Origin of the sequence: Actibacterium sp. 188UL27-1 (assembly GCF_016901225.1) — a bacterium.
GTDB lineage: Bacteria > Pseudomonadota > Alphaproteobacteria > Rhodobacterales > Rhodobacteraceae > 188UL27-1.
In genome coordinates this window covers 1-22826 of record NZ_JAFEUL010000031.1, presented here as the reverse complement: position 1 = coordinate 22826, position 22826 = coordinate 1, and the positions used below count along the sequence as shown (strand labels likewise).

Here is a 22826-nt window from a genome sequence, read left to right as displayed (position 1 = left end):
AATTTTCGGTCTTCCATCAGGAGGTGGCGCCGGTGAAGATATCCTCCCGGCCCAGCATCACTTTAAGGTCATTTGTAATTTCAGACAGCAATACCGGCGGAATATCCGCTGCATTCTGGGTGACAGACACCTTTTGGATGGCCGCATGATCCGGGTGCGACGGGGGACTTCCATAGGTGGACAGCGATATCGCGAAGGCCCCGATCTCCTTCACCAAATCGGGGAACTCGAAAAAGGTCTTGCCCGTGCCCGGTGCGGCATAGCCCAGCAACTTTGCGTTTTTCAACAGATCGGGGCCCCAGACGCGCTGTGGCGGGATCGGGAGGTCATGTCCTGACAGCCGCGGCAGATCTGCGCGATGCACAGGGGGCCGCGCGAATTGATCGAAAAGCGCCGTTACCTCGTAATCCGCCAGATGCCGCTGCCAGGCCGTCGCCGTTTCGGCGTCAACGGTCACGCGATGCGCCAGGGAAATGCCGTTGGTCTGGTCCAGGCGCACCGGCATATCTGCGACATCTGAAAAGTCGCCTTCGGCCGTGGGGCGAAAGGTTTGCCGTCCCGCCGTGGTCTGCGCTGTCCAGACCAGCCGCTGGGACAACCGGCTGAGGATCGGGTGATCGACGATGAAAGTCTGCCAATCGGCCAACGTCCAGACACGATCGTGGCACATTTCGGCATAGAGCCGGGCAGTTTGGGCAGTCATGGTGGCGGCGATATTCTTTTTGACGTCGATGAGCAGCTTTTTGGTATCTTTTTGCGATGGGTCCTTAGCGGTGGGCAGAGCCTTCACCGAACGGCCCTGCGGGTTGATCAGGATCATGGTCAGATCATCCTGCACCTGTGCGCGGTACGGTGCGTGACCCCAAGGCAGATCAACCCCCAGATCGGCGTCCAGCCCGGCATTGGATACGGCGCGATCCCCAAGTTGCTGCCAGGTCCATTTCCGACGGGTGCGGATCTGCTCCAGCAGCATCGCGGCCTCATGGGCGAGCCCCTCGTGCAGCCCGACGAATGCTGTGCTCAGCACTTCGAGGCAGTTTTGATCTGCGATATGAGCCAATACGTGGAGCGCGATTTTGCCCTGGGCCGACCGTGTACCGTGACGACGGCCGTGGCGTTCAATGAATGTGCCAACGGCCAGGGCCGCTTGCCGCCCCGGTGCGCGCCGCGCCAGCGCCAACACGCCCCGGCTGCTGAAACCGCTATTGGCGTATTTCTTCATCGCGCGGGCCTTCAGCCCTTCGAAATACGGATGTTGGGTCAGATCATCGGGCAGTTGTGCAGGTATGCCGTGATGCGAGACGTAAAAGCCGTGGTCCTTGCGGATCGCCGCCTTGGCCTTTTTGGTGGCTTCGACGTCAGAGGGGCGGGCGCAATCGAAGGCCAACCAGCGTTCCAACACCCAAAGCGACAGGCGCGCCGCGTCATCCGGTGCCAGCAGATTAAGTGCTGCATCCGCCTCCACAGAGCCGGTTGGCACCTCGGCCTTGATGGCCTGGGCCATCCAGCCCTTGATCACATCGGCAGGGACCGGCGCGCCATCGGCCATCGCAAAGGTTGGTACCTCGTCGATCCACTTCAGGAACTTGGAGGACCGAGAGGCCTTTGCCGCCGCCACAGCCGCGTCAAAAGCCCGCTCAACCGCCGGTGACACCGTCATCCCGATGCGCCTTTCACCATGGCGTCTTTTCTTCCCATTCCGCATCATAAACGGCCTTGGCCGCCATGGCATGGTAGTCATTCCAGCATTCCGACAGTAGAACCGGCGGCACCTTGTCCAGGCGGTACGATCCCCCCTGCCCCTGGCCTTGCCTGGTAAAACTAAGGGACCTCAGGGCCGCCGGGACATTCTCCTCCGGCAGGCAATTGCCCGAAAAGGTGATAACCGCACGAATGCCGGCACTGCGAAATGTCTTGGTATATTCGTCGAAATAGCCACCATCCATTGCCTCGCCCCGCTCATATCCAAGCTTCGTGGCCACCCCGCGGATCGTGAATGTATCGGTGACCCACCCCTCCCGGTCGGTCAGTTCCATGGCGGTCATTTGATCCTCATCCAGGTTTTTCAGCGGACGTCCGAATTGCGGGAACAGCAGCTTGACCTCATAATCTGCCAAGTGACTGAGCCATAGCTGTTCGTCATCGACAAGCGCGCCATGGGCCAGACGGATAACGGGGAAGGTGGTCGGATCGACCTCCGCATCCTCCGCATCGGTATAGTCCCCTTCGGGCGTAGGCCGAAAGGCGGTCACGATCTGATCGTCCGCATCCAGGCCAAGCCACACCACACGTTCGGTCAGGCGCCGCATCACCGGATGGTCGCGAAAGTCGCGATGCCAATCCTCAAAGCGCCATGACCGTTCCCCACATAGCGCCTCGTACAAGCGCATGCTTTGCATTGTGACGATCTGCTTGAGTTCCTTGCGCGCCGTCGACAACTGCTTCTTGGACGCCTTGGTGGCCTCATCCTGGCCCGCGGGCAGCGCCTTGACCGATGCGCCGTCGGGTTTGAAAAGAGCAAGCTTGAAATCGTCGTCCAGCCGCGCCGTGAATATCCGATCCGCACAAGGCAATTCCAGCACACCGGTATCGTCCAGGCCCGCCACGGGGATCGTGCGATCCGACAGTTCATCAAGGCTCCATCCCCGTTCCTCCGCCGCCTTGTCGACCAATTCACCTGCGAATTTCTGGACACCCTTCTGCTTGAGCCGCGTTGCCGCCATGATCACGACCTGAAGAGAAACCGGGTCCCCCCGTTGGGCCAGCATCTCCAAAAGGGAGGAGGCCTGGGAGGTGCGCGATCCGTGATCCCGCAAATAGCCCCGGGTTCGATCCGCCGCCATGGTCGCCGGGGCGCATTTCGCCAATGCCAGGATCCCTTTCGAGGCGGCACCACTATTCAGGTACTGGCTCCGATGCTCGCGGTAGAGTTCGGCATGCGCTTGCTCCAGCGAATAATCCGGCCCCATCCAACGCTTCATCCCCTTGAAATGTGCCGCGGCACGCTCGGCGGCATACGCCTCCGATTCCTCGGTCGGTGGATGTTCGGTGTCATGCAGGATCCAGCTGTCCAGCAGCCATGTCGACAGGATCTCGGCCATGTCGGGATGCAACTGATCCATGTAGATATCGAACAGCTTGTTGCCGCCTGGTTGCTTGAGCTTGAACGCCAGAAAGATCCACCAGCGCAAAACTTCATGCGGCACTTTGCGGCCATTTCGGTAGGTCGCAGCGGGTAGATCATCCAGCGCCAGCCAGTCCAGCTTGTCGAACTTGGCTTTCTTCAGTCCAGCCTCCGCTTCGGTCAGCAGGGCCTTTGGGCCAAGATGGCCCTCCATATCCTCGCCCAGACGACTCAACGCCGTAAGCATGGCCGCGCGCGCCAGATCGGACCTTTCCTTTTTCAACCGGGCTTTCAGCGGTTTGATACTCGCCGCATCGCCGCGATCCCCCAGCCATTCCGCGGCACCGGCCCGCGCGGCTTGTCGCCCATCGGACAGCAGATCAATCAGGCGGTCGGTGACACCGGGCGCGTCGGCCAGCATCGAACGCGCCTCGGCCCGCCCGCCCTTGGTGGTGCCGGTCGCAACCTCCAGCAGGGGATCGATGTAGCGTAGCGGTGTTTTCGGCAGGACGTTCAACATACGGATCGCCAGTGTACGATCCAACCCAATGTCGGGCGCAGCGGCGATCCCCAACGCCTCATCCAGCACCGCAAAATTAGAGGCGACGAACCGCCAGAGGGTCTGGTGGGGAAGATGTAAGGGCAATGACGCCATGTAGGTATCACTGATAAACTGCCGCATCAGATCGCCCGGTTGTGCGGCCCGCGTCACCTGCCGCTCCCAATGGCCAAGGCTCATTTCGATGCCGATCCTTTGATGCGCCTCATCAATGTGGCGCAAATCCCCGTCGGGACCGTCGAGATAAGACTGCACCAGGCTCCGGAACGGGCTACTCCCGTCATAGTGATACGGGTTATAGCCGCCCGACGCCCGGATCGCCGTCATCAAGGCGCGACCAAGGGGCTTTTGTTCCAACTCCGTCTTTACCCATTTCCGAGCTGCAGGGTCAGATTCAAGAAATGACGTTCCAAGCCAATAGCTGAGCTTTTGATTGGAAGCATCGAACAAAATCTGCGTTTGCTTGAGCAACTTGGATCGGTCCAGAACTGGCTGCCGGTAACTGTATTGCGATTTTGGCGCAGCATTCGCCACCTTAATCCTTTTGTTTTCGGCATCCACCAACGCGCCCAACGCGGCCAGCCGATCCTTGCTCAACGGCGTATTGGGTGCCATCGGTATTTCGACCTTAGGGGGAATCTCAACACGGCTCCCATCCAAGGCGGTGTAGCCGGTTGCATCATCGGCAATGTCAGCCTGTCCCATCTGCTCTTGCGTCATCAGTTTGTTGTTGATCAGCGCCAGAACGCGGGCGTTCTTTTCGCCGTCCCGCTGTGCTTCCAGTGCTTTGACGGCCGACGGGGTGCCAAGCGAAGCCAGCAGATCCACCATGCCCAGCCGCACGGCAACCGTACCGCTGGCCATCCGTTGGGTCGCGCGACTTTCCAGCCCGGAACTGTCGGCCATCTTCAAGGCCAATACCGCCGCCTCGCGCACGGCCTTTGCGCTGTCGCCCACGCTGTCCAGCACAAAACCTGCAAACGGCGCTTCAGCAGCAATATTCCAGCGCAATATATCGTTTATCATGGTGGCGCGGCTTTTGGCCGGCAAGCGGCGTGCGGCGGTAAGAAAATCTTCGGCATGGGCAATTGCCAGTTCTTTTAAATCAAAAATTTGCCGGTAAATGTCGCCACCCGCCTTGCCCCAATTGTCCTCATTTTCACCGTAAACGAGGTCAAAGAAATCAGCCTCGCTGCCATCCAGCGCGCTAATGACCCCAAATGCGTGCTGAGGCTTAAAACTGACCTTTTCCGCAGATAACGCCTTGATCTGCCAGAATTGTTGGCGCTGAAATAGACCCAGAAACATCTCAGAAAACAACGTTCTCAGTTCGTCATTAACCTTGGCACTGCCTGCGGCGTGTTTGGAAAGCGGTCCGGCCGCAGTCGACAGCACCCGCGCGTACCGCACATGCAATTCGATATCCGGTTCGCGCTGCGCAATCGTAACACGCCGCCCCCAGATCGTTCTGTCATCCACCCAGTTCGACCCGATTTCGAACTGGGCCTTGCCAGCGAAAGCATTGAGTGACGCCAGAACCGTTTCACCCTCGCCCGTCAAAACATAGGCAACGGCCTGATCGCCCAACCCGTCCTTTACCTTGTTAAGCCGACTGGTCAGATCAGCCTTAATCTCGGCACTGCGCGGATCGCCCACGCCAAGGATTTTTTGCACAATATTTTTCATCGGATAACGCCATCTTGAACATTTAAACCATCAATACCAAAACCGGTGCGGCTGTGAAGCCGAACGACAATTTTGCAGGGCTGATCCCCGGCATAGGCTGGTCAGCCGCGCGCCAGTCTTGGATCACACAGACGCGAACAGATCCTTGTAGGTCTGTCGCAGGATTTTCTTTTGCACTTTGCCCATCGTGTTGCGCGGTAGGCTTTCGACGATGATCAACCGTTTGGGATGTTTGAACCGCGCCAATGCGGCACCTATCGCCTGCACCACCGCGTCCAGATCAAGCTTCTGGTCTTTCTGCGGCACAAGCAGCCCGACGGCCGTTTCACCGAAATCCGCATGGGGGACACCTATGACAGCGCTTTCCAGGGTGCCCGGCTGAGCGTCCAAAACCAGCTCAATTTCCTTTGGATAGATGTTGTAACCGCACCAAGGCCGGTCACGATGGGCGACAGGGCCGGTTCCGCTTGGTCATCACAAATGACCATCCGCGCGCAGCTATTTTCGATGAAATAGGTCAGCTCATCGACCGTGTAGGCCGTATTGAGCGGTAAGAAAATGATCCCGGCTTGCACACAGGCGGCATAAAGCGCCAGCGCTTCTGGTGATTTCTGCACCTGCGCGGCCAAACGGTCACCAGGTTGCAACCCGTTTTGGACGAGGACATGGGCGATCTGGGCCGCCATCCGCAGAAAGGCGGCATGGGTGATCACCGTTCCATCCTCCAAATGTAGGAACGGCGTCACACGCTCGGCATGAACCCCAAACAACTGGTCGTAGAACGGGTTGATCACGGCTTTGGATCCTTTGAAAGCATCATATCGGCAGTCGCACCCAGCGACAGATTTTCGGCGGAGGCGGCAATGCGGTGAGAGGACGCAAACCGTTCGTGATTGTGCGACACCTTTTGCGGATCATACAGATAGTTCATTATGACGCCGACAGATTGCTGCAACCCTTTGTCTGACAGATCCGCTTTGGCATGGATCTGATGCAGCAACACCCCATTGCCCAGGTAAAAGCGCGGCACAGGGTCCAACGGCAGACCAATATCGCGCTTGGCAAAGAGCAGATACCGGGCCGATAGCGCGCGGATCTGATCATCATTGGTCTGGCGGCACTCAAGACGGGCAGCCCATGCTCAATAGACCGATATCGGCGACAGGGTGACAAGTGTCTTAAGCTCCGGCATATGGGCAAGGCTTTGCCAATTGATCGGATCATTGTCGATTTGGTCCATAGCTGATCTGGATCCCTTCGCTGAACGGCAAACACGGTCGTCAACAGCAGTTCAGCGATGCCGTGAGCGACCCCTTTGAAATTCGGACACTTATGTAAGCGAGGATTTGTTGTCTGCTGATCTTCGACGAGAGGGAGATCAGAGATGTCGAAACAGCAGAAATATAGCCCCGCGTTCAATCAAGTCTGGGCGTCGGACATTACCTACATCCCGATGCGCCGCGGCTTCCTGTATCTTGTGGCAATCATCGACTGGTACAGGCGCAAAGTGCTGAGTTGGCCGCTATCACACACGCTGGAGGCCGACTTCTGTGTCGAGGCGCTGAATGAGGCGATGGCCAAATATGGCGCGCCCGAGATCATGAATACAGATCAGGGATCGCAATTTACGTCCTTCGTCTGGACGGATCGGTTGCGGCGATCGGGCGTGCGTCTCTCAATGGATGGAAAGGGGCGTTTCTTGAACAACATCTTCGTGGAGCGGCTCTGGCAGTCACTGAAATACGAATGCGTTTATCTACACGCATGGGAAACCGGTGCAGAAACCCGTGACACGATCGCCAAGAGGGTCGCGTTCTACACCCAAAAACGCCCACACCGCGCCCATGGCGGCAGATCGCCCGCCGTGGTGTACTGGTTAGAGAAAAAAGATATGCAACCCGATCAGCAGGAGCACAGAGTAGCCTAATCTGCGCGGAAAACTCTCCAAGGTTTCGGGAGTAGCTCACTCATCCGCCTGCACTCCAATTGAAGTACGTCGCCGAACTGATCCCGGCCTTCCGACAATCTCGGCAACCGCCGTGCCTTCTTCGCCCAGCTTGATGATGAACGCCTTCTGCGCGTCCGTGAACTTTGATGCTTTCATCGCAATCCGCTCCTCTCCCAGCCACGGAATATCTAGTGGAAAACTCTCCCCAAAAACGAAGGCATTTTTCGGGATCAGATCAAACGAAGCCGCACGGGCGGAAGGTGGTTGGTGCATGCTGCAGGTCCCGATTGGCTACCTCATGCCAGTCAACAATTTCTTCCCGACGCCGCGCAATTGAGTCGAGCGACAAGGGCCTGTCGCCCATTGGACAGAAACTGATCAGGGCAGAAATTTCATAGAGTGGGAGCTGCCACAGATCGTTGCAGATGATTTGCGAGCGTTTTCTCGGGTCTCCAGTAGGTAGTGCCAAGCGCGGATCTGCGCTCAAGCTTTCAACATATGAGCGGTATTGGCGCGCATTTGGTCGTTTCGGTTAGCAATACTTTACATGACTACTTTCGGGCAACAATTCTGAAAATAGTATCCTCAAAAATTTAAGGTAGGGGGCGGTCATAAGTATACGATTCCCAATCAGATTGCATGATCCGCAGCGTTCAATTGATTTAGAAAGAGATTTAATGAGGCATTAGATATGGCACAATTCAATTCTAATCATGTGGTGATGAGAGATCGCAGATCTGCACGCCAATTACTATTCTACGTATGTTTCTTTAGCGTCTTCAGAAACCTATTGGTTCTGACGGGACCGCTGTTCATGCTATTGGTTTATGATCAGGTCCTGATGAGCCAGTCGTCTTCGACCCTTGTCGCACTGACGCTGATCATGACGTTTCTGTTCCTGATGATGGGTGTGATCGACCATGTTCGCGGGAGACTATTACATCGGGTCTCGCAAAGAGTTGTAGCACGGAATCAAAACCAAATTCTGAGAGCGGGCGTCCTGCAGCGGGTCGAGGGTCACATCGATTTGAAGGCGAATCCTGTGAAGATATTGGACCAGATCGGTCACGTGGTTGCGTCACCCGGATTCCTCGCCCTCTTTGACCTGCCTTTCGTGCCATTGTTCATTCTGGCACTCGCCTTTTTCCATCCCTACCTCGCATTACTCGCCATTGTCGGCGCGTTGATCTGCCTTGGCTTGAGCCTGCTGGGACAGCCTATGACCCGCCGCCAGCGTAAGGCACTTGAGACCAAGCAGCGCAAAGGCTTCGCCCTTCTCGACTCCGTGTGGGACTGTGCGGACAAGGTGCGCGGCATGGGTTTGAATGGACCATTGGTTAAGCACTTGGAGAATTGCCGTGTAGATATGATGCACACAGAAGCGATCATTGCAGATCGACAGGGAGGCATTATGGTGACGATAAAGACGTTCCGCATGTTCCTGCAATCAGCAATCCTGGCGCTCGGTGCCCTATTCGTGCTGACCGGTGAGATCTCCGCCGGAGCGATGATAGCTGGCTCAATCCTAATGGGTCGGGTACTGGGTCCCATCGATGTGCTCACGGGGCATTGGACCGCGCTGCGCACCGCGATCAGAAACTGGCGGGTGATGCAGCATCTTAGTAGCTGTGACGAGGGCCATCAAGAAAACGCACATCGTGAAGATGTCAAAGGGCCGCTACTGGTGCAGGGGGTGGTCGCTCATCCTCCAGCTACTCTTCTGCCGGTCCTGGCTCAGATGACGCTCAAGGTGCCAGAAGGCCGCGCGCTTGGCGTAATCGGCCCAGCCGGTGCCGGCAAGACAGTGCTGGCGCAGGTCCTTTCGGGCGCTTGGCATCCAACGTCTGGCGATGTGTTGCTGGGCCAATACAAGCTGCATCAGTTGACCGAGGCTGCGCGGCGCAACTTGGTTGGATATCTGTCCGAGGACGCGCCACTGTTTCCGGGTACCATCGGCGACAACATTGCCGGTTTTGTCGATGGCGCAAAGACCGGTGAGATCATTGACGCCACAATTATGGCAGGCATTTATGCCGACATTGCAAAGCTGAAAGACGGGTTTAACTCGGTGATTGGCGCCGAGGGTCCCTATCTCACGCCTGGACAGAAACACCGCATTGCACTCTCCCGAGCGTTCTTCGCGATGCCGGAACTCGTCATCCTTGATGAACCTGACCAATTCGCTCAGCCACAACAGATCGCTGTACTACGTGAAGCGATCAATAGATTACGAGAGTTCGGGCGACGCGTGGTGGTGATTACCAACCGCTCTGAGGTCCTCTCTAACTGTGACATGATCGTGATGATGGAAGGGGGGCAAATCCGCGATTTGGGTCCGGCCAATCAAATGATCTCGAAATATGGCGGTGTGCCCATCGAAAGCCAGCCGAAGGAGGCCGCAGAATGACGATCCCATCCGCAAATTCTGCCCTGCGCCTTGGCATGTTGAGCACAATCATTCTCGTTGGAGGCTTTGGCAGTTGGGCTTACTTCGCTCGGATCGAGGGGGCTGTGATCGCCCCGGGTCTTGTCGTGTCTAACATCGAGCGCCAGGCTATCCAGCATCCTGAGGGCGGTACGGTAGGGCGCCTGAACGTCGAGGAAGGTAGTACGGTAGCAGCAGGTGCTCCGATCCTCAGTCTCAAGGCGGAAACCCTGCGCACCGAGCTTGCGATACTCGAAAACGAACGAGTCGAACTTCTGGTGCGCCGGGCGCGGTTGGACGCTGAACTGCAGGATCGCGCGGAGTTCAATTTGGGGGAAAATCCACCAGAGGATGCGACGAGTCGGATCGAAGCTGAGCGAGCGTTGTTGACAGCGCGGGCAGAAGCTCAGCGCATCCAGCGCGAACAGCTTAAGGGACAGATTACGCAAACCACAGCGCGCGTGCGCGGACTCGACCGGCAAACCAACGCGCTGGAAGAGCAAATTAGGCTTATCGAAGGAGAACTGGCGGGCAAGCGTGCACTATTCGAAAGCAACTTGATCGAGGCGAGAGTCATAAGCCAACTTGAGCGCGAGCGAGCTCGACTGGACGGACAGATCGGCAATATCGTGGCGCAACGTGCCGAGGCTCAGAGCCAGATCGCCCAAGTCAAAATACAGCTTACAGGGCTTGACGTCACGCGTCGCGAAGATCTCATCACCCAACTGCGTGACTTGCGATTTCGTGAGCTAGAACTGGCGCAACAACGCGTTGAGCTGGAACGGAGATTAGACGAACTAGACCTACGCGCGCCATTTGATGGAGTGATCCACGATATGCAGATTGCCGGGGCGGGCGCGGTGATCCAGGCCGCTCAGCCCCTCATGTATGTCGTGCCTCGCAGAGAAGAATTGCGGATCACAGCGGAGGTGCGGCCCGAAGATATTGAGGATGTGCGTGTGGGCCAACGCGTACGGGTGCAACTGACGAGCTTCGATCTAAGCCAGACACCGGATCTATATGGTGAGGTCACATTGATCTCTGCCGATGTGTTTACGGTGGAGGCGACGCAGCGTCGCTATTACGAAGTGGAAATCACTCTGGACGAAGGGGCGTTGCAAGGCTTTCCCGACAGCGGGGCGGTAATCCTTGGCGTGCCAGTCACAACCTATATGCGGACGGGCGAACGTTCTCCTTTTGCCTATCTCACTGATCCCCTGCGCCGCTATTTCGATCAGGCTATGCGCGGCTGACGCGAAGCGGCGGTGGAAAGATCCACCGCCCACAATTCGAGGTTGAGCCTTGCCTAGGCAAGCTCGGTGATATCAACGTCTGTCGCAACAATACCCGAGAGATAGTCGTTGATGATGCCGCGCTGTGTCACCTCAAAACCGATATAGTCTTCAACACCGTCTGCGTCTGAGACCTTGGCATAGACGAGGTACCCATCCCGTACGTCCGCATCCGCAAGCTGCGCGTGCCAACCATAAGAGACAATCGTTCCGGGCGCATAATCTTGACCATCGACATTATAGGTTTGGCGAACCTCTCTTATTGTTTTGAATTCGTTTGATATTTCAACGCCACCACCGACTGAAGCAGAAACTTCAATCGATGCTCCAGCGTCAAAAAGTCCAAAGAAACTTCCGCTAGCATTTGCGCCTAATTTGAGTCCAGCATCAAACTTAAAGGATTGCTGGGTCTTGTAGGTTTGTTGCTCGCTGGTAACCCAAGTGTTGCTCGCGTCTCCCTGTCCTGCCAGCAGCGTATCAGACAGACCGATGACAGGCGTCAGCTTTGAATTCGAAAAGGACAGAACATCACCGGCTGAGCCGGGACTAGCGATAGCCCACTCAATAGCGTTGGATGCTTTGCCATCTCCATCCAAGTCAGTCTCGTTAGAAAACCATCGAAGCGCTTCAAAGGCTTCCTGGCCAAAAACGTTTTCCCCCATATTGCCAGCAAACGCATTGTATTGAAATTCGGAGATTGAGAAACCGTCATAAGCGGTAATATTGTATGGAGTACCGTTCGTTGAAGCGATCGAAACGTCGTTCAACAACTGATTAATCTGCTCAGAAGCATTCGCTTGCACTTCGCCGAACTCGGTCATCACAGTGTCATTTTCGGACTGGAATTGAACAAGTGTTTTCGTATCGGTCACGCCAAGATAACTTGCCACGACCTCGGCACCAAAGTCGCCCTCGGATGCTTTATCGAAGGCCTTGTAGAAGGCCGCTTCTGCGATTTCTTCTTTCAGAACAGAACGCAGTTCTTCGCCGCTGAGATCTGCATCAAGGATAATCTTGCCGTCAGCGGTCGCGCCACCATTCAGCACGGTGCCATCCGTGGCTTTAAAACCTTCAACGATTTCGAACTTGAACTTGCCGCCAAAGATCGCCTCAACATCTTCCAAAGTTTCAACTTTAAGATCATCGACTGCATCCACAAGCATCGCGCTTTCCGCAAAGGTACTCCACTGAACGGCGTTAAGGTCGCTGGCTTCGATATCCCGCGCATTAAGTGCAGCGAGGAAATCGTCGTAGCTGGATGCACGTGCGTACACGCTAGCGCCCGGCCCAGCATCGAGAGTGAAGCTGGGGCCAATGTCAATTTTAAATTCAACCATCGTATTTTGATAGGACATGATTAACCTTTTTCTTTTCGGTTTGCCTCATGGCCGCTTTGGCCGCCACAGGTACTGCAGGCTATTAGGATGTCTCGCGGAGCATAAACTCGTATAACGCGCCATCCTTTCGTATCTCGCGCCAGTTTTTGGGGTTTGAGCGGAAATCTCAGCATTTTGGGCGAAAACCTGCGAACCAAAGTAACGATGCTATTTTGTATCATCCCTCGGAGTAGGTAGCATTCAGCTATCGGGATGCGCATCGGAGGGCTCATGATTCTGAGATCGACAGCACTCTACAAGTTGTTACATTTCTATGCCGCCAATGGAGATGAGGCAGAGCGGCCAAACCCAGACTATTATCTGTCGCGTCAAGCGGTATGGGAGGGCGTCGCCGACGAACGCGAGCTCAACGACCTGATCGCACAATCAGTAAGCAATGAGCTAATTGGCTTAGTCTCACGCCTGTGTCGGGATTACACGCCTGCATTGTCGGGCGAGTTTGGTTATCTTTGGTCATCGCAGCGGACACTAGGTACAGCTATAGACACCTACCTTGCGTATATGCCCGATCAAATGCCAGGCCTCACCATATCGAAGTCCTCGGAGAATGGGGTCGTTACGCTTGGCTATCGCGTACGAGGCAACAGGTATAGTCAGCTGCCTATGCTTTGTGTGCCATTGATGGCGCGCGAGATAAGGATAACTAGTGGTGCGCAGATCGAGATGGCAGGGAGTTCGAGCGCCATCGCGTCAAAGGCGGCGCTGCGCTTTGATGAGCAACATCTCCATGCAAAAATGCCGCGAAACGATCCATATCTAGTGGCGCTGATGGATGAGCATGTAAAGCGACGACAATCCACGATTGCAGAGCAAGATATAGTGGCGGCGCTGGAATCTCATCTGGATAGGCAGCTCTCAAACGAAAGTGAGTCACGCATACAGGATCTGGCAGAGACTTTAGGAACCAGCGCGCGGTCCTTGCAGCGCCGTCTTGCGTCCGAGAATCGGACGCTGACAGAGATGAAGGACAGTGTGCGCCACGATCGCGCCATCGAGCTGTTAGCCTACACCAACACACCTATAAAAACCATTGCGACCGCACTTGGATATACCTCTGTCTCTGCGTTTTACCGTGCGTTCGATCGGTGGGAAAATTGCTCTCCAGGTGGCTATCGTAAACGGTGCAGTAGGTGATTAAACCTTTCATTTGTTGCTGGGATGCTTAGTGTCCGGCCTCATAGTCAGTAGATAACGGCTGTCGTGAGAGCGATGGCTGAGAGGGCTACCTTTGGACAGCGGTCGTATCGGGTGGCGACACGCCGCCAGTCTTTGAGCCTGCCGAACATGATTTCGATACGGTTGCGCCGTTTGTAGCGGCGCTTGTCGTATTTCACCGCTGTCTTGCGCTGTTTTCGGCCGGGTATGCAGCCGCCAACGCGTCGATGATCCTTTTTATGATAGCAGCGGCCAGTGTCTTCGGCTGGGTCATCATCTATGAAGAAGTCCCGCAGAGGCTTGCTGCGCTGATCACCTCGATCACGTCCGATCCATTTGTATTTCTACTGATCGTGAACCTTGCACTTCTCGTCATTGGAATGGTCATCGACGGTATCGCGGCCATCATCCTGATCACCCCGATACTGTTGCCCATTGCCACCGGATCTTATGACATCAGCCCGTATCAATTCGGCGTCGTCGCCTGCCTCAAGCGCTGAGTGGTATGGCAGCATGCTTGGGTTTGAAACGATCTACCATGCGGATGAGGCAGGGTGGTCAGAGCTTCAGACCAATACGACCGGCGTGACCATCGGTTTAGGCGAACATACGGAACCTGCGCCTGGAAACTGTGTTCCTGTCTTCGGTGTCGCTGATCTGGATGCGGCAAGACACAAATTGGAACAGGCTAAAGTTTGCTTTGATGGCGAAACCGATGTCGTTGAAGGCATGGTCAAGACAGCAACCTTCTACGACCCCGATGGTAATGGCATGATGCTTGCACAGGATTTGACCGGCGGAGCAGAAAAGCGGGTGGCTAATGATCGCTAACCGGTCGTTAAGATTCGCCGCAACATCAGTGACTTTGGGCTAATGTTGTTGAAAAACTCAGCTCGTTTGGGGTGCTGATCGCTGAGTCAATTTCGGTATTCATACTGGAGGTTGATTGCGATGATGGGACCGAAGCAGGAAGCGCAAGCGGCGTTATTCTATGAGTTTTCGCTTGAAGAGCACGTCCCACAAGATCACCTGTTGTGTGCGATTAATTGGTTCGTTGATCTCAGTAGCATTCGCGCCCATCTGACGGATTTATACAGCCACACAGGCCGCCCATCGATTGATCCAGAATTGATGATCCGCATGCTGCTGTTTGGGTACTGCTTTGGCATCCGGTCTGAGCGTCGGCTCTGCGAAGAGGTTCATCTGAACCTCGCATATTGATGGTTCTGCAAACTTGATCTCTCAGATCCGATCTCCGATCATTCGACCTTTTCCAAGAACTGACATGACGGTTCCGTGACTACGATCTGTTCCGCCGTCTATTTGAGACGGTCGTGAAACGCTGCATGGCAGAGGGCTTGGTTGGCGGCGAGAACTTTGCGACAGATGCCAGCATCATCCAGGCCGATGCCAACAAGCAATAATCAGCGCCAAAGGCGGAATAGGAGGCGGCACAGATCGACCCGGCGGTCGTTCCGCGAGCTGTGCCGGGATATCTTGAGACGTTAGATGATGCCACATTTGGTGCCGCAAGCGAGGTGACGCCGAAATTCACATCTTTCTCTGATCCCGCCAGCCAATGGACAGGTGCGTTGAAAGGACCAGCATTCTTTGCCTATTCGACCAATTACCTGATCGATACTGACCATGCGATCTTTATGGATGTCGAGGCGACCCGCGCTATCCGTGCGGCTGAGGTTGGGGCAACCCAGACAATGCTGACCCGCACGCGAGACAGGTTCGATCTTTTTCCAGACCGGCTGGCTGCGGACACCGCCTATGGTTCGGGCTACATGCTGGGTTGGCTGGTCGATCAAGACATTGAACCGCATGCCCCCGTGATCGGCAGATCGGATCGCAAAGACGGCACATTCTCCAATCTCGAGTTCCCCTAGATCCAGCAACGGACGCATACACCTGCCCTGGTGGCAAACCCCTCATGAAATACTGGCGCAAGATGCGCACCCCGTGCGCAAGCGTCAGCAAGGATGGCATCAAACGGTACTACGCAAGCAAGACACACTGTTCCACCTGCGCCCTGAAAGAACGCTGCAAGCCCAACAAAGATGCCCGTATCGTCTCACGGCATGTCCAGGAGGCGGCGCATGACAAGGGCACGCGAGATCGCCAAACTGCGCCCGATGGGCTCCACAATGGCATAAGATCAAAACGGTAGCAGAAAACGCTTAATGAACAACAGTTCTCAAACTGATTTTTTTAGAAACATCAGTACCTTGCAACCCTTACGCAGCTGATCACTATGTCTATTCGGCAGCTGTTTTTAGACTAGCCATAAGATGGTGAAATTTCTCGCCCTGAACTGCGACATGCGACCGAACGGCTTCTGAAGCTTGGGTAGCTTCGCCTTCTTCAAGCGCAGCCACTATCTGTTGATGTTCCTTCATTGACTGCTTCAGGCGGCCCCTGAGACGCAGTTGAGTTCGGCGGAATGGCTGAAGTCTGCGCTGGAGACGAAGGCACTCTAGTTCGAGGAAACCATTTCCAGACTCGCGGTATAAGATCGCGTGAAACTGCTCGTTTTCGCGATAGTATTTTTCTGTGTCCTGTTGCTCAACAGCAGCATTGCATCGCTCGTTCGCGTCTTTCAGCTCACCGATTGCATTATCAGATATGCGGTGTGCCGCGAAGCGCGCAGCAGTTGCTTCAAGCTCCGCCATAACCTCAAACATCTCCATCAAAGCAATCGGTCCTGGTTGTTTAACAAACACCCCCCGCCTTGGTCGATGTTCAACCAATCCAGATTGGGCAAGTCTGAGCAAAGCTTCTCGGACCGGCGTCCGAGATACAGCAAACCGTTCTGCCAACTGCACTTCGTCCAAGCGTTCTTCGTCACCAAAGGTGCCATCGAAAATCAGCTCTTCGATTTGGTTAGTGATTATGTCTGAGCGCTTCTGATCCATGTCATTCTCAGTATCAGAAACCAGTCTAGTGCGCAAGATGTGCTATATTGTATACAAGAACGTTGACTGGATATGCACAAGCTGCGATTAAGCTTGGAGCCCGATGGTGAATCGGGACATTAGGGAGGAAACCAATGAACTTTCAACTTACCGCCACCATCACATCGGCTGCACTGCTCGTAGGAACTGTCACGGCAGGAGCTGAAGAGCTTCGGTTGTCGCACCAGTGGTCAACCGCAGATGTGCGTCACCAAGTGGCCCAAATGGTTGCTGATGAAGTTGCAGCCGCAAACGTCGACCTTGAAATCAAGATTTTCCCGTCAAAGTCTCTATTTAAGCCGCGTGAGCAGTACAAACCGCTGAGCCGTGGTCAGCTTGACATGACGGTTTTTCCACTCAGCTACGCTGGTGGCCAGCAGCCCGCATATAACCTGACTTTGATGCCAGGTCTGGTGAAGAACCACGACCACGCTGCGCGCCTCAACGAAAGCGACTTCATGGGCAAGATCGAAGAGATCATGGCCGGTGATGATGTAATGGTGCTGGTCCACGGCTACTTGGCAGGCGGTTTTGTTGGGAAAGACCAGTGCATCACTGCGCCGGAGGACGTGCAGGGTCAGCAGACCCGTGCGGCTGGTAAGGCGTTCGAGCAAATGCTGGCAGGTGCAGGCGCGTCCATCGCGTCCATGGCATCGTCCGAGATTTACAACGCCATGCAGACCGGCGTTTTGACCGCCGCCAACACGTCGTCGTCCTCCTTCGTTAGCTATAGGATTTACGAACAGGTTGCGTGCTACACGCCAGCAAGCGATTTCGCACTGTGGTTTATGTATCAACCTATGATGATGAACAAATCCACCTTTGAAGGGCTGAGCGCTGAGCAACAGGCTGCTCTTTTGGCGGCGGCTGCCAAAGCCGAGGCTTTCTATCTTGAAGAGGCGAAAAAGCAGGACGCAGCATCGGCGGAAGTCTTCGCCGAGAACGGCGTAGAAATCGCTGCCATGTCTCAGGAAGAGTTTGACGCATGGCGCGCACTCGCGCAGGAGACGTCTTACAAAGCCTTCGTCGAGGACACTCCAGGCGGCCAAGAACTCCTGGACCTCGCACTTTCCGTCGAGTGATTGCTGGACCGGGGCGGCAAACTTTGCCGCCCCAATCTGCTAATTTCCAAAATCTAGGAGGTCGCCATGGCTGGCCAGAGCAATGCCGCCGTTGCAAACGTTGGCAACAACCCCTTCTTGCGCTTTGTGGCGGCCCTTTCGACCCTCGCTGGATGGTGCTCTGCGACAATGATCGTCACCGCGGTTTTCATCACCTGCCAGATGATTTTCATCCGCTTCGTCTTGAATGGATCCACCGTCTGGCAAACTGAAGCAGTCATTTACCTCGTCGTCGCGGCGACTTTGATCGGTTTGCCTTATGTCCAGCGGTTGCGTGGGCACGTAAACGTCGATTTGGTTCCTTTAGCGCTTCCGACAGGCGCACGGAAAATTCTCTGCTACGTCACCCTGTCGGTATCGATCCTGATCGTCGGCGTGATGCTTTTCTACGGCTACGAATACTGGCACTTCGCCTGGGAACGCGGCTGGCGGTCTGACACCGTTTGGGGCGTCCGTCTTTGGATACCGTATCTTTCAATCCCAATCGGATTTGGCCTGCTGATGTTGCAGCTCATTGCCGATCTCGTTGCCGTTATCCTCGGCATTGATAAGCCCTTTGGTCTGGAGGACGCCTGATGGACCCGCTTCTTCTTGGTGCGATAGTCGCGGTTGCCACGATCCTTGTACTGTTTTCTGGAGTTTCCGTCGGTCTTGGCCTGCTCATTGTTTCTGCGGGCTTCCTGATCGTCTTTGACGGATTGCGGTCTCTGGAACTGATGCCCGAAATCCTCTTCGGCAAGCTCGACAACTTCGCTTTGTTGTCCATTCCCATGTTTATCATCATGGGGGCGTCGATAGCCTCAACACGGGCCGGGGCAGATTTGTACGAAGCCTTGGAGCGTTGGCTAACACGTGTTCCCGGTGGCCTGGTTATTTCCAACCTTGGCGCTTGTGCACTGTTCTCAGCAATGTCTGGTTCGTCTCCAGCAACCTGTGCGGCCATTGGCAAAATGGGTATTCCCGAGATGCGTAAGCGTGGCTACCCCGATGCGATTGCCTCAGGCTCAATTGCTGCAGGTGGCACGCTTGGTATCCTGATTCCGCCGTCCGTAACTATGATTGTTTATGGCATTGCGACGGAGACTTCGATTGGCCGCCTTTTCCTCGCAGGGGTGTTCCCAGGACTCATGCTGGTTGCATTGTTTATGGCATGGTCATTGTACGCGACCTGGAGGTCAGGGGACTCTGCGGTGCTGAGCGCCACCAGCTATTCATGGCGTGAGAAGTTCGAAATTCTGCCTCGCGTTGCACCCTTTATCTTGATCATTATTGGCGTGCTCTACGCCATGTATGGCGGTGTAGCGACGCCATCGGAGACGGCGGCGGTGGGAGCCCTGTTATGCCTGTTGATCGCGATGGTGATCTATAAGCTCTGGAACCCAGCCGATCTCTGGGTGGTGCTGAGAGACAGTACCAAGGAAAGCGTGATGATCCTTTTCATCATCGCTGCCGCTGGTGTGTTTAGCTACATGCTGTCCTCGCTCTTTATCACCCAGGCAATCGCCGAGTGGATTGGCACTTTGGACGTGAACCGCTGGGTGCTGATGTTTGCCGTGAACATCTTCCTACTGATCGCAGGCTTTTTCCTTCCCCCGGTTGCAGTCATCTTGATGGCGGCACCCATTCTGTTGCCGATCATCACAACTGCTGGGTTTGATCCCATCTGGTTCGCAGTGGTGCTGACGATCAACATGGAAATCGGGCTTATTTCACCACCTGTTGGCCTGAATCTCTACGTCATTAACGGAATCGCTCCGGATATCTCATTGAAGACTATCCTCAAAGGATCTCTGCCATTCGTAGCTTGTATGGTGATTGCCATAGTCCTCCTGTGCCTGTTCCCAGGCATTGCCACATGGCTGCCTGATACCGTGATGGGTGCTGCGCGATGACGTTGTTTGCGGACATATTGTCTGCTGTCTTCGAGCGACGCGCCCGCCGAGAGGTGTCTGATAGCAAAGAAGACGGCCGCCCACTTGAGGAAATGGCTCTAGCGTTGGTGAAGGCGACGGGGGAAACTTCCGGTCTCGTGTTGGCCCAGGAGATACTTGATCGCTATGAGCTGCTGGAAAACGATGAGAAGCTGGCGTTCTTTGCGCACCTTGCGCACTCGATGAACATTGATCCAGAAGCCGTTCGGAACTCTCTCGAGGTATATGAACGCGAGGTCAGTAAATGCAGCTATCGTGCATTTGCGGCTGCGGCGGAACCACCGAGGCAAGAGTTCATTCGACGCCTGAACATGGTGCCTGGTGCAACCGGTGCTCTTGTGAACATACGGTCTGACTTGCTGCGGCTGGGCAAGAAGGACCCTGCTTTGCAGGCACTCGACCTGGACTTTCGCCATCTCTTTGCGAGTTGGTTCAATCGTGGTTTTCTGGTGCTTCGCCCTATCAGTTGGGAAAGCCCCGCGCACATCCTTGAGAAGATCATCGCCTATGAGGCTGTTCACGCAATCGAAAGTTGGGAAGACCTGCGACGACGGCTGGAGCCATCCGATCGTCGTTGCTTTGCATTCTTTCATCCATCAATGCCGGATGAGCCTCTGATTTTCGTTGAAGTCGCTCTGACCCAAGGCATTCCATCATCGGTGCAGAATTTGCTGGCAGAAGAACGCGCAGCGATGCTGGCCAGTGAGGCCGACACTGCGGTCTTTTATTCCATCTCAAACTGCCAATCCGGGCTCGCGAGCATTTCCTTCGGGAACTCGCTGATCAAACAGGTTGCGTCTGACCTCTCTACCGAATTGAAAGGGTTAGAGACCTTTGCCACCCTTTCGCCAATCCCGAACTTGACCAAATGGCTAGACGCGTCGGGATTGACATACGGCGCAGACCATAACGAGAACATGCGCGCTGCCGCTGCCTATTACCTTCTGAACGCCAAAGCTCAGAATGGGTTGCCCTTCGATCCAGTCGCCCGGTTTCACCTCGGTAACGGCGCAATTGTCCACGATGTGCACGCAAATGCCGACACCTCAGAAAAAGGGCGGCAACAATCTGGGGGCGCTATGGTGAACTACCTCTACGACCTCGGGCAGGTCGAACAGAACCACGAGAAATTCGTAACCACCCATGAGGTTCCCGCGACGCAAGAGGTCAAGGATTTGGCTGGGTCCGTTGCGCTCCCTGCAAACGAAAAAGGATAGACCGATGCCAAATCCTCTCTATGACAGTCTTTTTGGTGTTCATGCGGGAAAGACTACGCCGTTTCTCAAGCTAATTGACGGTGGTGTCATCACGCACAGCGATTTCCTGGCGATGGCAGCGCAAGTCGCACACGTTCTTAAATTACATGGCTTGAAACCCGGTGATCGTGTCGCAGTACAAGTTGCCAAGTCGTCTGAGGCTCTCGCCCTCTACGCAGCTTGTGTTCAAGCTGGCCTAGTCTTTATTCCGTTGAATACGGCCTACACCGTTGATGAGTTATCTTACTTTATCGAAAATAGCGGGGCATCTTTGATTGTTTGCGACAGTCGCAATGAAGGCGAGTTGACTGAACTTGCTCAGAATTTAGGGGTAAAAGTCGATACACTAAATGTCGATGGAAGCGGGTTGTTGATGGAAGCCGCCCGCGCCATGCCTGAGAGCTTCACAACTGTATCACGTGCTCCCGACGACCTTGCCGCTTTCCTTTATACCTCTGGCACGACGGGTCGTTCCAAAGGAGCAATGCTTACGCAAAACAATCTGCTGTCAAATTCAACCGCCTTGGCCAAGGAATGGCATTTCACAGACACCGACGTGCTTTTGCATGCGCTGCCAATTTTCCACACGCATGGGCTCTTTGTAGCAACGAACGTCATGCTGGCCTCGGGCGGCTCGATGATCTTTATGTCTAAATTTGACCTCGATGCGGTTATCCAACGCCTGCCTGAAGCCACTTCAATGATGGGCGTTCCAACTTTTTACACCCGGCTTCTTGGCGACGCTCGACTCACGCACGAATTGACAGCGCATATGCGTCTTTTCGTTTCCGGATCAGCACCTCTACTTGCTGAGACGCATATCCATTTCGAAGAAAGGACGGGACATCGCATCCTCGAACGGTATGGAATGACCGAAACTAACATGAACACCACAAACCCTTATAAGGGAGAGCGCAAAGCGGGGACAGTCGGCCTGCCTTTGCCAGGGGTTGAGGTGAAGATCACCGATGCTGAGACTGGCAAAACACTTGAACAGGGACAAGTTGGCCAAATCGAAGTGCGAGGCCCCAACGTGTTCAAAGGATATTGGCAAATGCCAGAAAAAACGGCCGCTGAGTTGCGCGAGAATGGGTTCTTTGTCACGGGTGATCTGGGCATGATCGATGAGGACGGTTACGTCCAAATTGTTGGTCGTGATAAGGACCTGATTATTTCCGGTGGCTACAACATTTACCCCAAAGAAATCGAACTTGTTCTTGATGCCCAGCCCGGCGTGTTGGAGAGTGCGGTAATCGGTGTGCCGCACGCTGACTTTGGAGAGACAGTCCTTGGGCTCATTGTCCCGGAAAAAGGTGAAATGCCGGACTTATCTCAAATAAAAGAGGCAACCTCAGCGTCCCTGGCGCGCTTCAAGCACCCTCGTGGTTTGCTCATCGTTGATGAACTTCCACGCAACACCATGGGCAAGGTGCAAAAAAACCTGCTCAGGGAAGAGCACAAGAACCTGTTTGCCGTAGCCTAAAAGCTTCCTCAACACGCGTTGAAAAGGCAACATTCAGATATGCTGCAAGAGGACGTTCGGGAACGCGCAGCATTTAGGAGGACTGGGCAGAGGCTGGGTGAAAACTGTAAATGATGTATGCTTCTGGTCAAAGGCTGGCGGCGTGCATGTCGGGTTATATTGCGGGTAGGCGATAGCGGCGGGGACGAAAGACGATGTTGATTTGATCGTGATTGGCAAGGAACCTCTGGGCTTATCGTGGTGACTTGAAACGCCCCATGACTTTCTCGCGCTTTCGGGTCGGTCGATGGGATCCCTCTGCGTGATTATTCAAGCCCTTGTGCCTGCGATGCTGGGCACCTGGTGCAAGCGTCGTGATCGGTTTGATGTGACCTGCTCCCCTTAGAGTCCGCTAATTTAGGTTAGCTCTGTTCAGGTTTTGGTCTTCCTTTGACCGGTTAGCATATTCGGCTGGCGTCATACCAGCGAGGCTTGTGTGCGGACGGTGGT

The 22826-nt window shown here is 55.0% G+C and carries 14 protein-coding genes and 7 pseudogenes; 12 read left to right on the top strand and 9 right to left on the bottom strand.

Features of this window, described 5'->3' with window-relative positions:
* Nucleotides 1-16: 16 nt before the first annotated feature.
* The 4 genes and pseudogenes from IU397_RS22290 to IU397_RS22275 all read right to left on the bottom strand — a co-directional run.
* On the bottom strand, nt 17-1660 hold the full coding sequence (locus IU397_RS22290; protein WP_204417778.1) for a DUF4132 domain-containing protein: 1644 nt from the start codon (nt 1658-1660) through the stop codon (nt 17-19).
* A 13-nt stretch (nt 1661-1673) separates the two neighbouring features.
* Nucleotides 1674-5369, bottom strand: coding sequence for a DUF4132 domain-containing protein (locus IU397_RS22285; RefSeq protein WP_204417777.1), 3696 nt, complete (start codon nt 5367-5369; stop codon nt 1674-1676).
* A gap of 123 nt (nt 5370-5492) precedes the next feature.
* Nucleotides 5493-6163 (bottom strand): annotated as a pseudogene (locus tag IU397_RS22280) (AMP-binding protein).
* Nucleotides 6160-6492: pseudogene (locus IU397_RS22275) on the bottom strand (malonyl-CoA decarboxylase domain-containing protein); the annotation flags it as partial. The pseudogenes IU397_RS22275 and IU397_RS22280, both read right to left, overlap by 4 nt.
* Nucleotides 6493-6753: 261 nt before the next feature.
* On the opposite strand from IU397_RS22275, the gene IU397_RS22270 reads away from it, so the two are divergent.
* Entirely contained in the window at nt 6754-7296 is a 543-nt protein-coding gene (locus IU397_RS22270; RefSeq protein ID WP_204417775.1) for an IS3 family transposase, read from the top strand.
* A gap of 55 nt (nt 7297-7351) precedes the next feature.
* On the opposite strand, the pseudogene IU397_RS22265 reads toward IU397_RS22270, so the two are convergent.
* A pseudogene (locus IU397_RS22265) lies at nt 7352-7473 on the bottom strand (transposase); the annotation flags it as partial.
* 535 nt (nt 7474-8008) lie between these two features.
* Here IU397_RS22265 and IU397_RS22260 point away from each other — a divergent pair.
* Both IU397_RS22260 and IU397_RS22255 read left to right on the top strand, forming a co-directional pair.
* Nucleotides 8009-9724 carry a type I secretion system permease/ATPase gene (locus IU397_RS22260; RefSeq protein ID WP_204417773.1) on the top strand — a complete coding sequence of 572 codons (1716 nt, stop codon included), beginning with the start codon at nt 8009-8011 and terminating at the stop codon, nt 9722-9724.
* Nucleotides 9721-10995 carry an HlyD family type I secretion periplasmic adaptor subunit gene (locus tag IU397_RS22255; RefSeq protein ID WP_204417767.1) on the top strand — a complete coding sequence of 425 codons (1275 nt, stop codon included), beginning with the start codon at nt 9721-9723 and terminating at the stop codon, nt 10993-10995. The genes IU397_RS22260 and IU397_RS22255 overlap by 4 nt, the downstream gene beginning before the upstream one ends.
* 53 nt (nt 10996-11048) lie before the next feature.
* Here the strand turns inward: IU397_RS22255 and IU397_RS22250 are convergent, their stop codons facing one another.
* Entirely contained in the window at nt 11049-12389 is a 1341-nt protein-coding gene (locus IU397_RS22250) for a hypothetical protein (RefSeq protein WP_204417765.1), read from the bottom strand.
* A gap of 252 nt (nt 12390-12641) precedes the next feature.
* On the opposite strand from IU397_RS22250, the gene IU397_RS22245 reads away from it, so the two are divergent.
* Nucleotides 12642-13565: an AraC family transcriptional regulator gene (locus IU397_RS22245; RefSeq protein ID WP_204417763.1), complete on the top strand. Its 924-nt coding sequence runs from the start codon at nt 12642-12644 to the stop codon at nt 13563-13565.
* A gap of 47 nt (nt 13566-13612) precedes the next feature.
* Here the strand turns inward: IU397_RS22245 and IU397_RS22240 are convergent.
* Nucleotides 13613-13798, bottom strand: a pseudogene (locus IU397_RS22240) (transposase); the annotation flags it as partial.
* On the opposite strand from IU397_RS22240, the pseudogene IU397_RS22235 reads away from it, so the two are divergent.
* The 3 genes and pseudogenes from IU397_RS22235 to IU397_RS23485 all read left to right on the top strand — a co-directional run.
* Nucleotides 13799-14077 (top strand): annotated as a pseudogene (locus IU397_RS22235) (TRAP transporter large permease subunit); the annotation flags it as partial. It abuts the pseudogene before it with no gap.
* Nucleotides 14037-14417, top strand: coding sequence for a VOC family protein (locus tag IU397_RS22230; RefSeq protein ID WP_204417761.1), 381 nt, complete (start codon nt 14037-14039; stop codon nt 14415-14417). The pseudogene IU397_RS22235 and the gene IU397_RS22230, both read left to right, overlap by 41 nt.
* A gap of 120 nt (nt 14418-14537) precedes the next feature.
* Nucleotides 14538-15724: pseudogene (locus IU397_RS23485) on the top strand (transposase); the annotation flags it as partial.
* Between the two features lie 126 nt (nt 15725-15850).
* Here the strand turns inward: IU397_RS23485 and IU397_RS22210 are convergent.
* Complete coding sequence (locus IU397_RS22210; RefSeq protein WP_204417757.1) at nt 15851-16507, bottom strand: GntR family transcriptional regulator; 657 nt, start codon at nt 16505-16507, stop codon at nt 15851-15853.
* A 134-nt stretch (nt 16508-16641) separates the two neighbouring features.
* Between IU397_RS22210 and dctP the strand changes: the two genes are divergently transcribed.
* The 5 genes from dctP (at nt 16642) to IU397_RS22185 (ending at nt 22337) form a co-directional block, all read left to right on the top strand.
* Nucleotides 16642-17628, top strand: coding sequence for a TRAP transporter substrate-binding protein DctP (dctP, locus tag IU397_RS22205; protein ID WP_204417756.1), 987 nt, complete (start codon nt 16642-16644; stop codon nt 17626-17628).
* Between the two features lie 66 nt (nt 17629-17694).
* A complete protein-coding gene (locus IU397_RS22200; RefSeq protein WP_204417755.1) occupies nt 17695-18243 on the top strand; it encodes a TRAP transporter small permease in 549 nt (182 codons plus the stop codon).
* A complete protein-coding gene (locus IU397_RS22195) occupies nt 18243-19559 on the top strand; it encodes a TRAP transporter large permease (protein ID WP_204417754.1) in 1317 nt (438 codons plus the stop codon). Before IU397_RS22200 ends, IU397_RS22195 begins: the two co-directional genes overlap by 1 nt.
* Nucleotides 19556-20815, top strand: coding sequence for a malonyl-CoA decarboxylase domain-containing protein (locus IU397_RS22190; RefSeq protein ID WP_204417753.1), 1260 nt, complete (start codon nt 19556-19558; stop codon nt 20813-20815). The genes IU397_RS22195 and IU397_RS22190 overlap by 4 nt, the downstream gene beginning before the upstream one ends.
* Before the next feature lie 4 nt (nt 20816-20819).
* A complete protein-coding gene (locus IU397_RS22185; RefSeq protein WP_204417752.1) occupies nt 20820-22337 on the top strand; it encodes a malonyl-CoA synthase in 1518 nt (505 codons plus the stop codon).
* Between the two features lie 160 nt (nt 22338-22497).
* Here the strand turns inward: IU397_RS22185 and IU397_RS22180 are convergent.
* Nucleotides 22498-22680: pseudogene (locus IU397_RS22180) on the bottom strand (DDE-type integrase/transposase/recombinase); the annotation flags it as partial.
* Between the last annotated feature and the right edge of the window lie 146 nt (nt 22681-22826).

Excerpts from the sequence above, each read along its gene's own strand:
- IU397_RS22190 (WP_204417753.1), top strand. The coding sequence starts at position 19,556 with ATGACGTTGTTTGCGGACATATTGTCTGCTGTCTTCGAGCGACGCGCC.
- IU397_RS22230 (WP_204417761.1), top strand. The coding sequence starts at position 14,037 with ATGACATCAGCCCGTATCAATTCGGCGTCGTCGCCTGCCTCAAGCGCT.
- IU397_RS22255 (WP_204417767.1), top strand. The coding sequence starts at position 9,721 with ATGACGATCCCATCCGCAAATTCTGCCCTGCGCCTTGGCATGTTGAGC.
- IU397_RS22195 (WP_204417754.1), top strand. The coding sequence starts at position 18,243 with ATGGACCCGCTTCTTCTTGGTGCGATAGTCGCGGTTGCCACGATCCTT.
- IU397_RS22285 (WP_204417777.1), bottom strand. The coding sequence starts at position 5,369 with ATGAAAAATATTGTGCAAAAAATCCTTGGCGTGGGCGATCCGCGCAGT.
- IU397_RS22210 (WP_204417757.1), bottom strand. The coding sequence starts at position 16,507 with ATGGATCAGAAGCGCTCAGACATAATCACTAACCAAATCGAAGAGCTG.
- IU397_RS22290 (WP_204417778.1), bottom strand. The coding sequence starts at position 1,660 with ATGACGGTGTCACCGGCGGTTGAGCGGGCTTTTGACGCGGCTGTGGCG.
- dctP (WP_204417756.1), top strand. The coding sequence starts at position 16,642 with ATGAACTTTCAACTTACCGCCACCATCACATCGGCTGCACTGCTCGTA.
- IU397_RS22185 (WP_204417752.1), top strand. The coding sequence starts at position 20,820 with ATGCCAAATCCTCTCTATGACAGTCTTTTTGGTGTTCATGCGGGAAAG.
- IU397_RS22250 (WP_204417765.1), bottom strand. The coding sequence starts at position 12,389 with ATGTCCTATCAAAATACGATGGTTGAATTTAAAATTGACATTGGCCCC.
- IU397_RS22245 (WP_204417763.1), top strand. The coding sequence starts at position 12,642 with ATGATTCTGAGATCGACAGCACTCTACAAGTTGTTACATTTCTATGCC.
- IU397_RS22200 (WP_204417755.1), top strand. The coding sequence starts at position 17,695 with ATGGCTGGCCAGAGCAATGCCGCCGTTGCAAACGTTGGCAACAACCCC.
- IU397_RS22270 (WP_204417775.1), top strand. The coding sequence starts at position 6,754 with ATGTCGAAACAGCAGAAATATAGCCCCGCGTTCAATCAAGTCTGGGCG.
- IU397_RS22260 (WP_204417773.1), top strand. The coding sequence starts at position 8,009 with ATGGCACAATTCAATTCTAATCATGTGGTGATGAGAGATCGCAGATCT.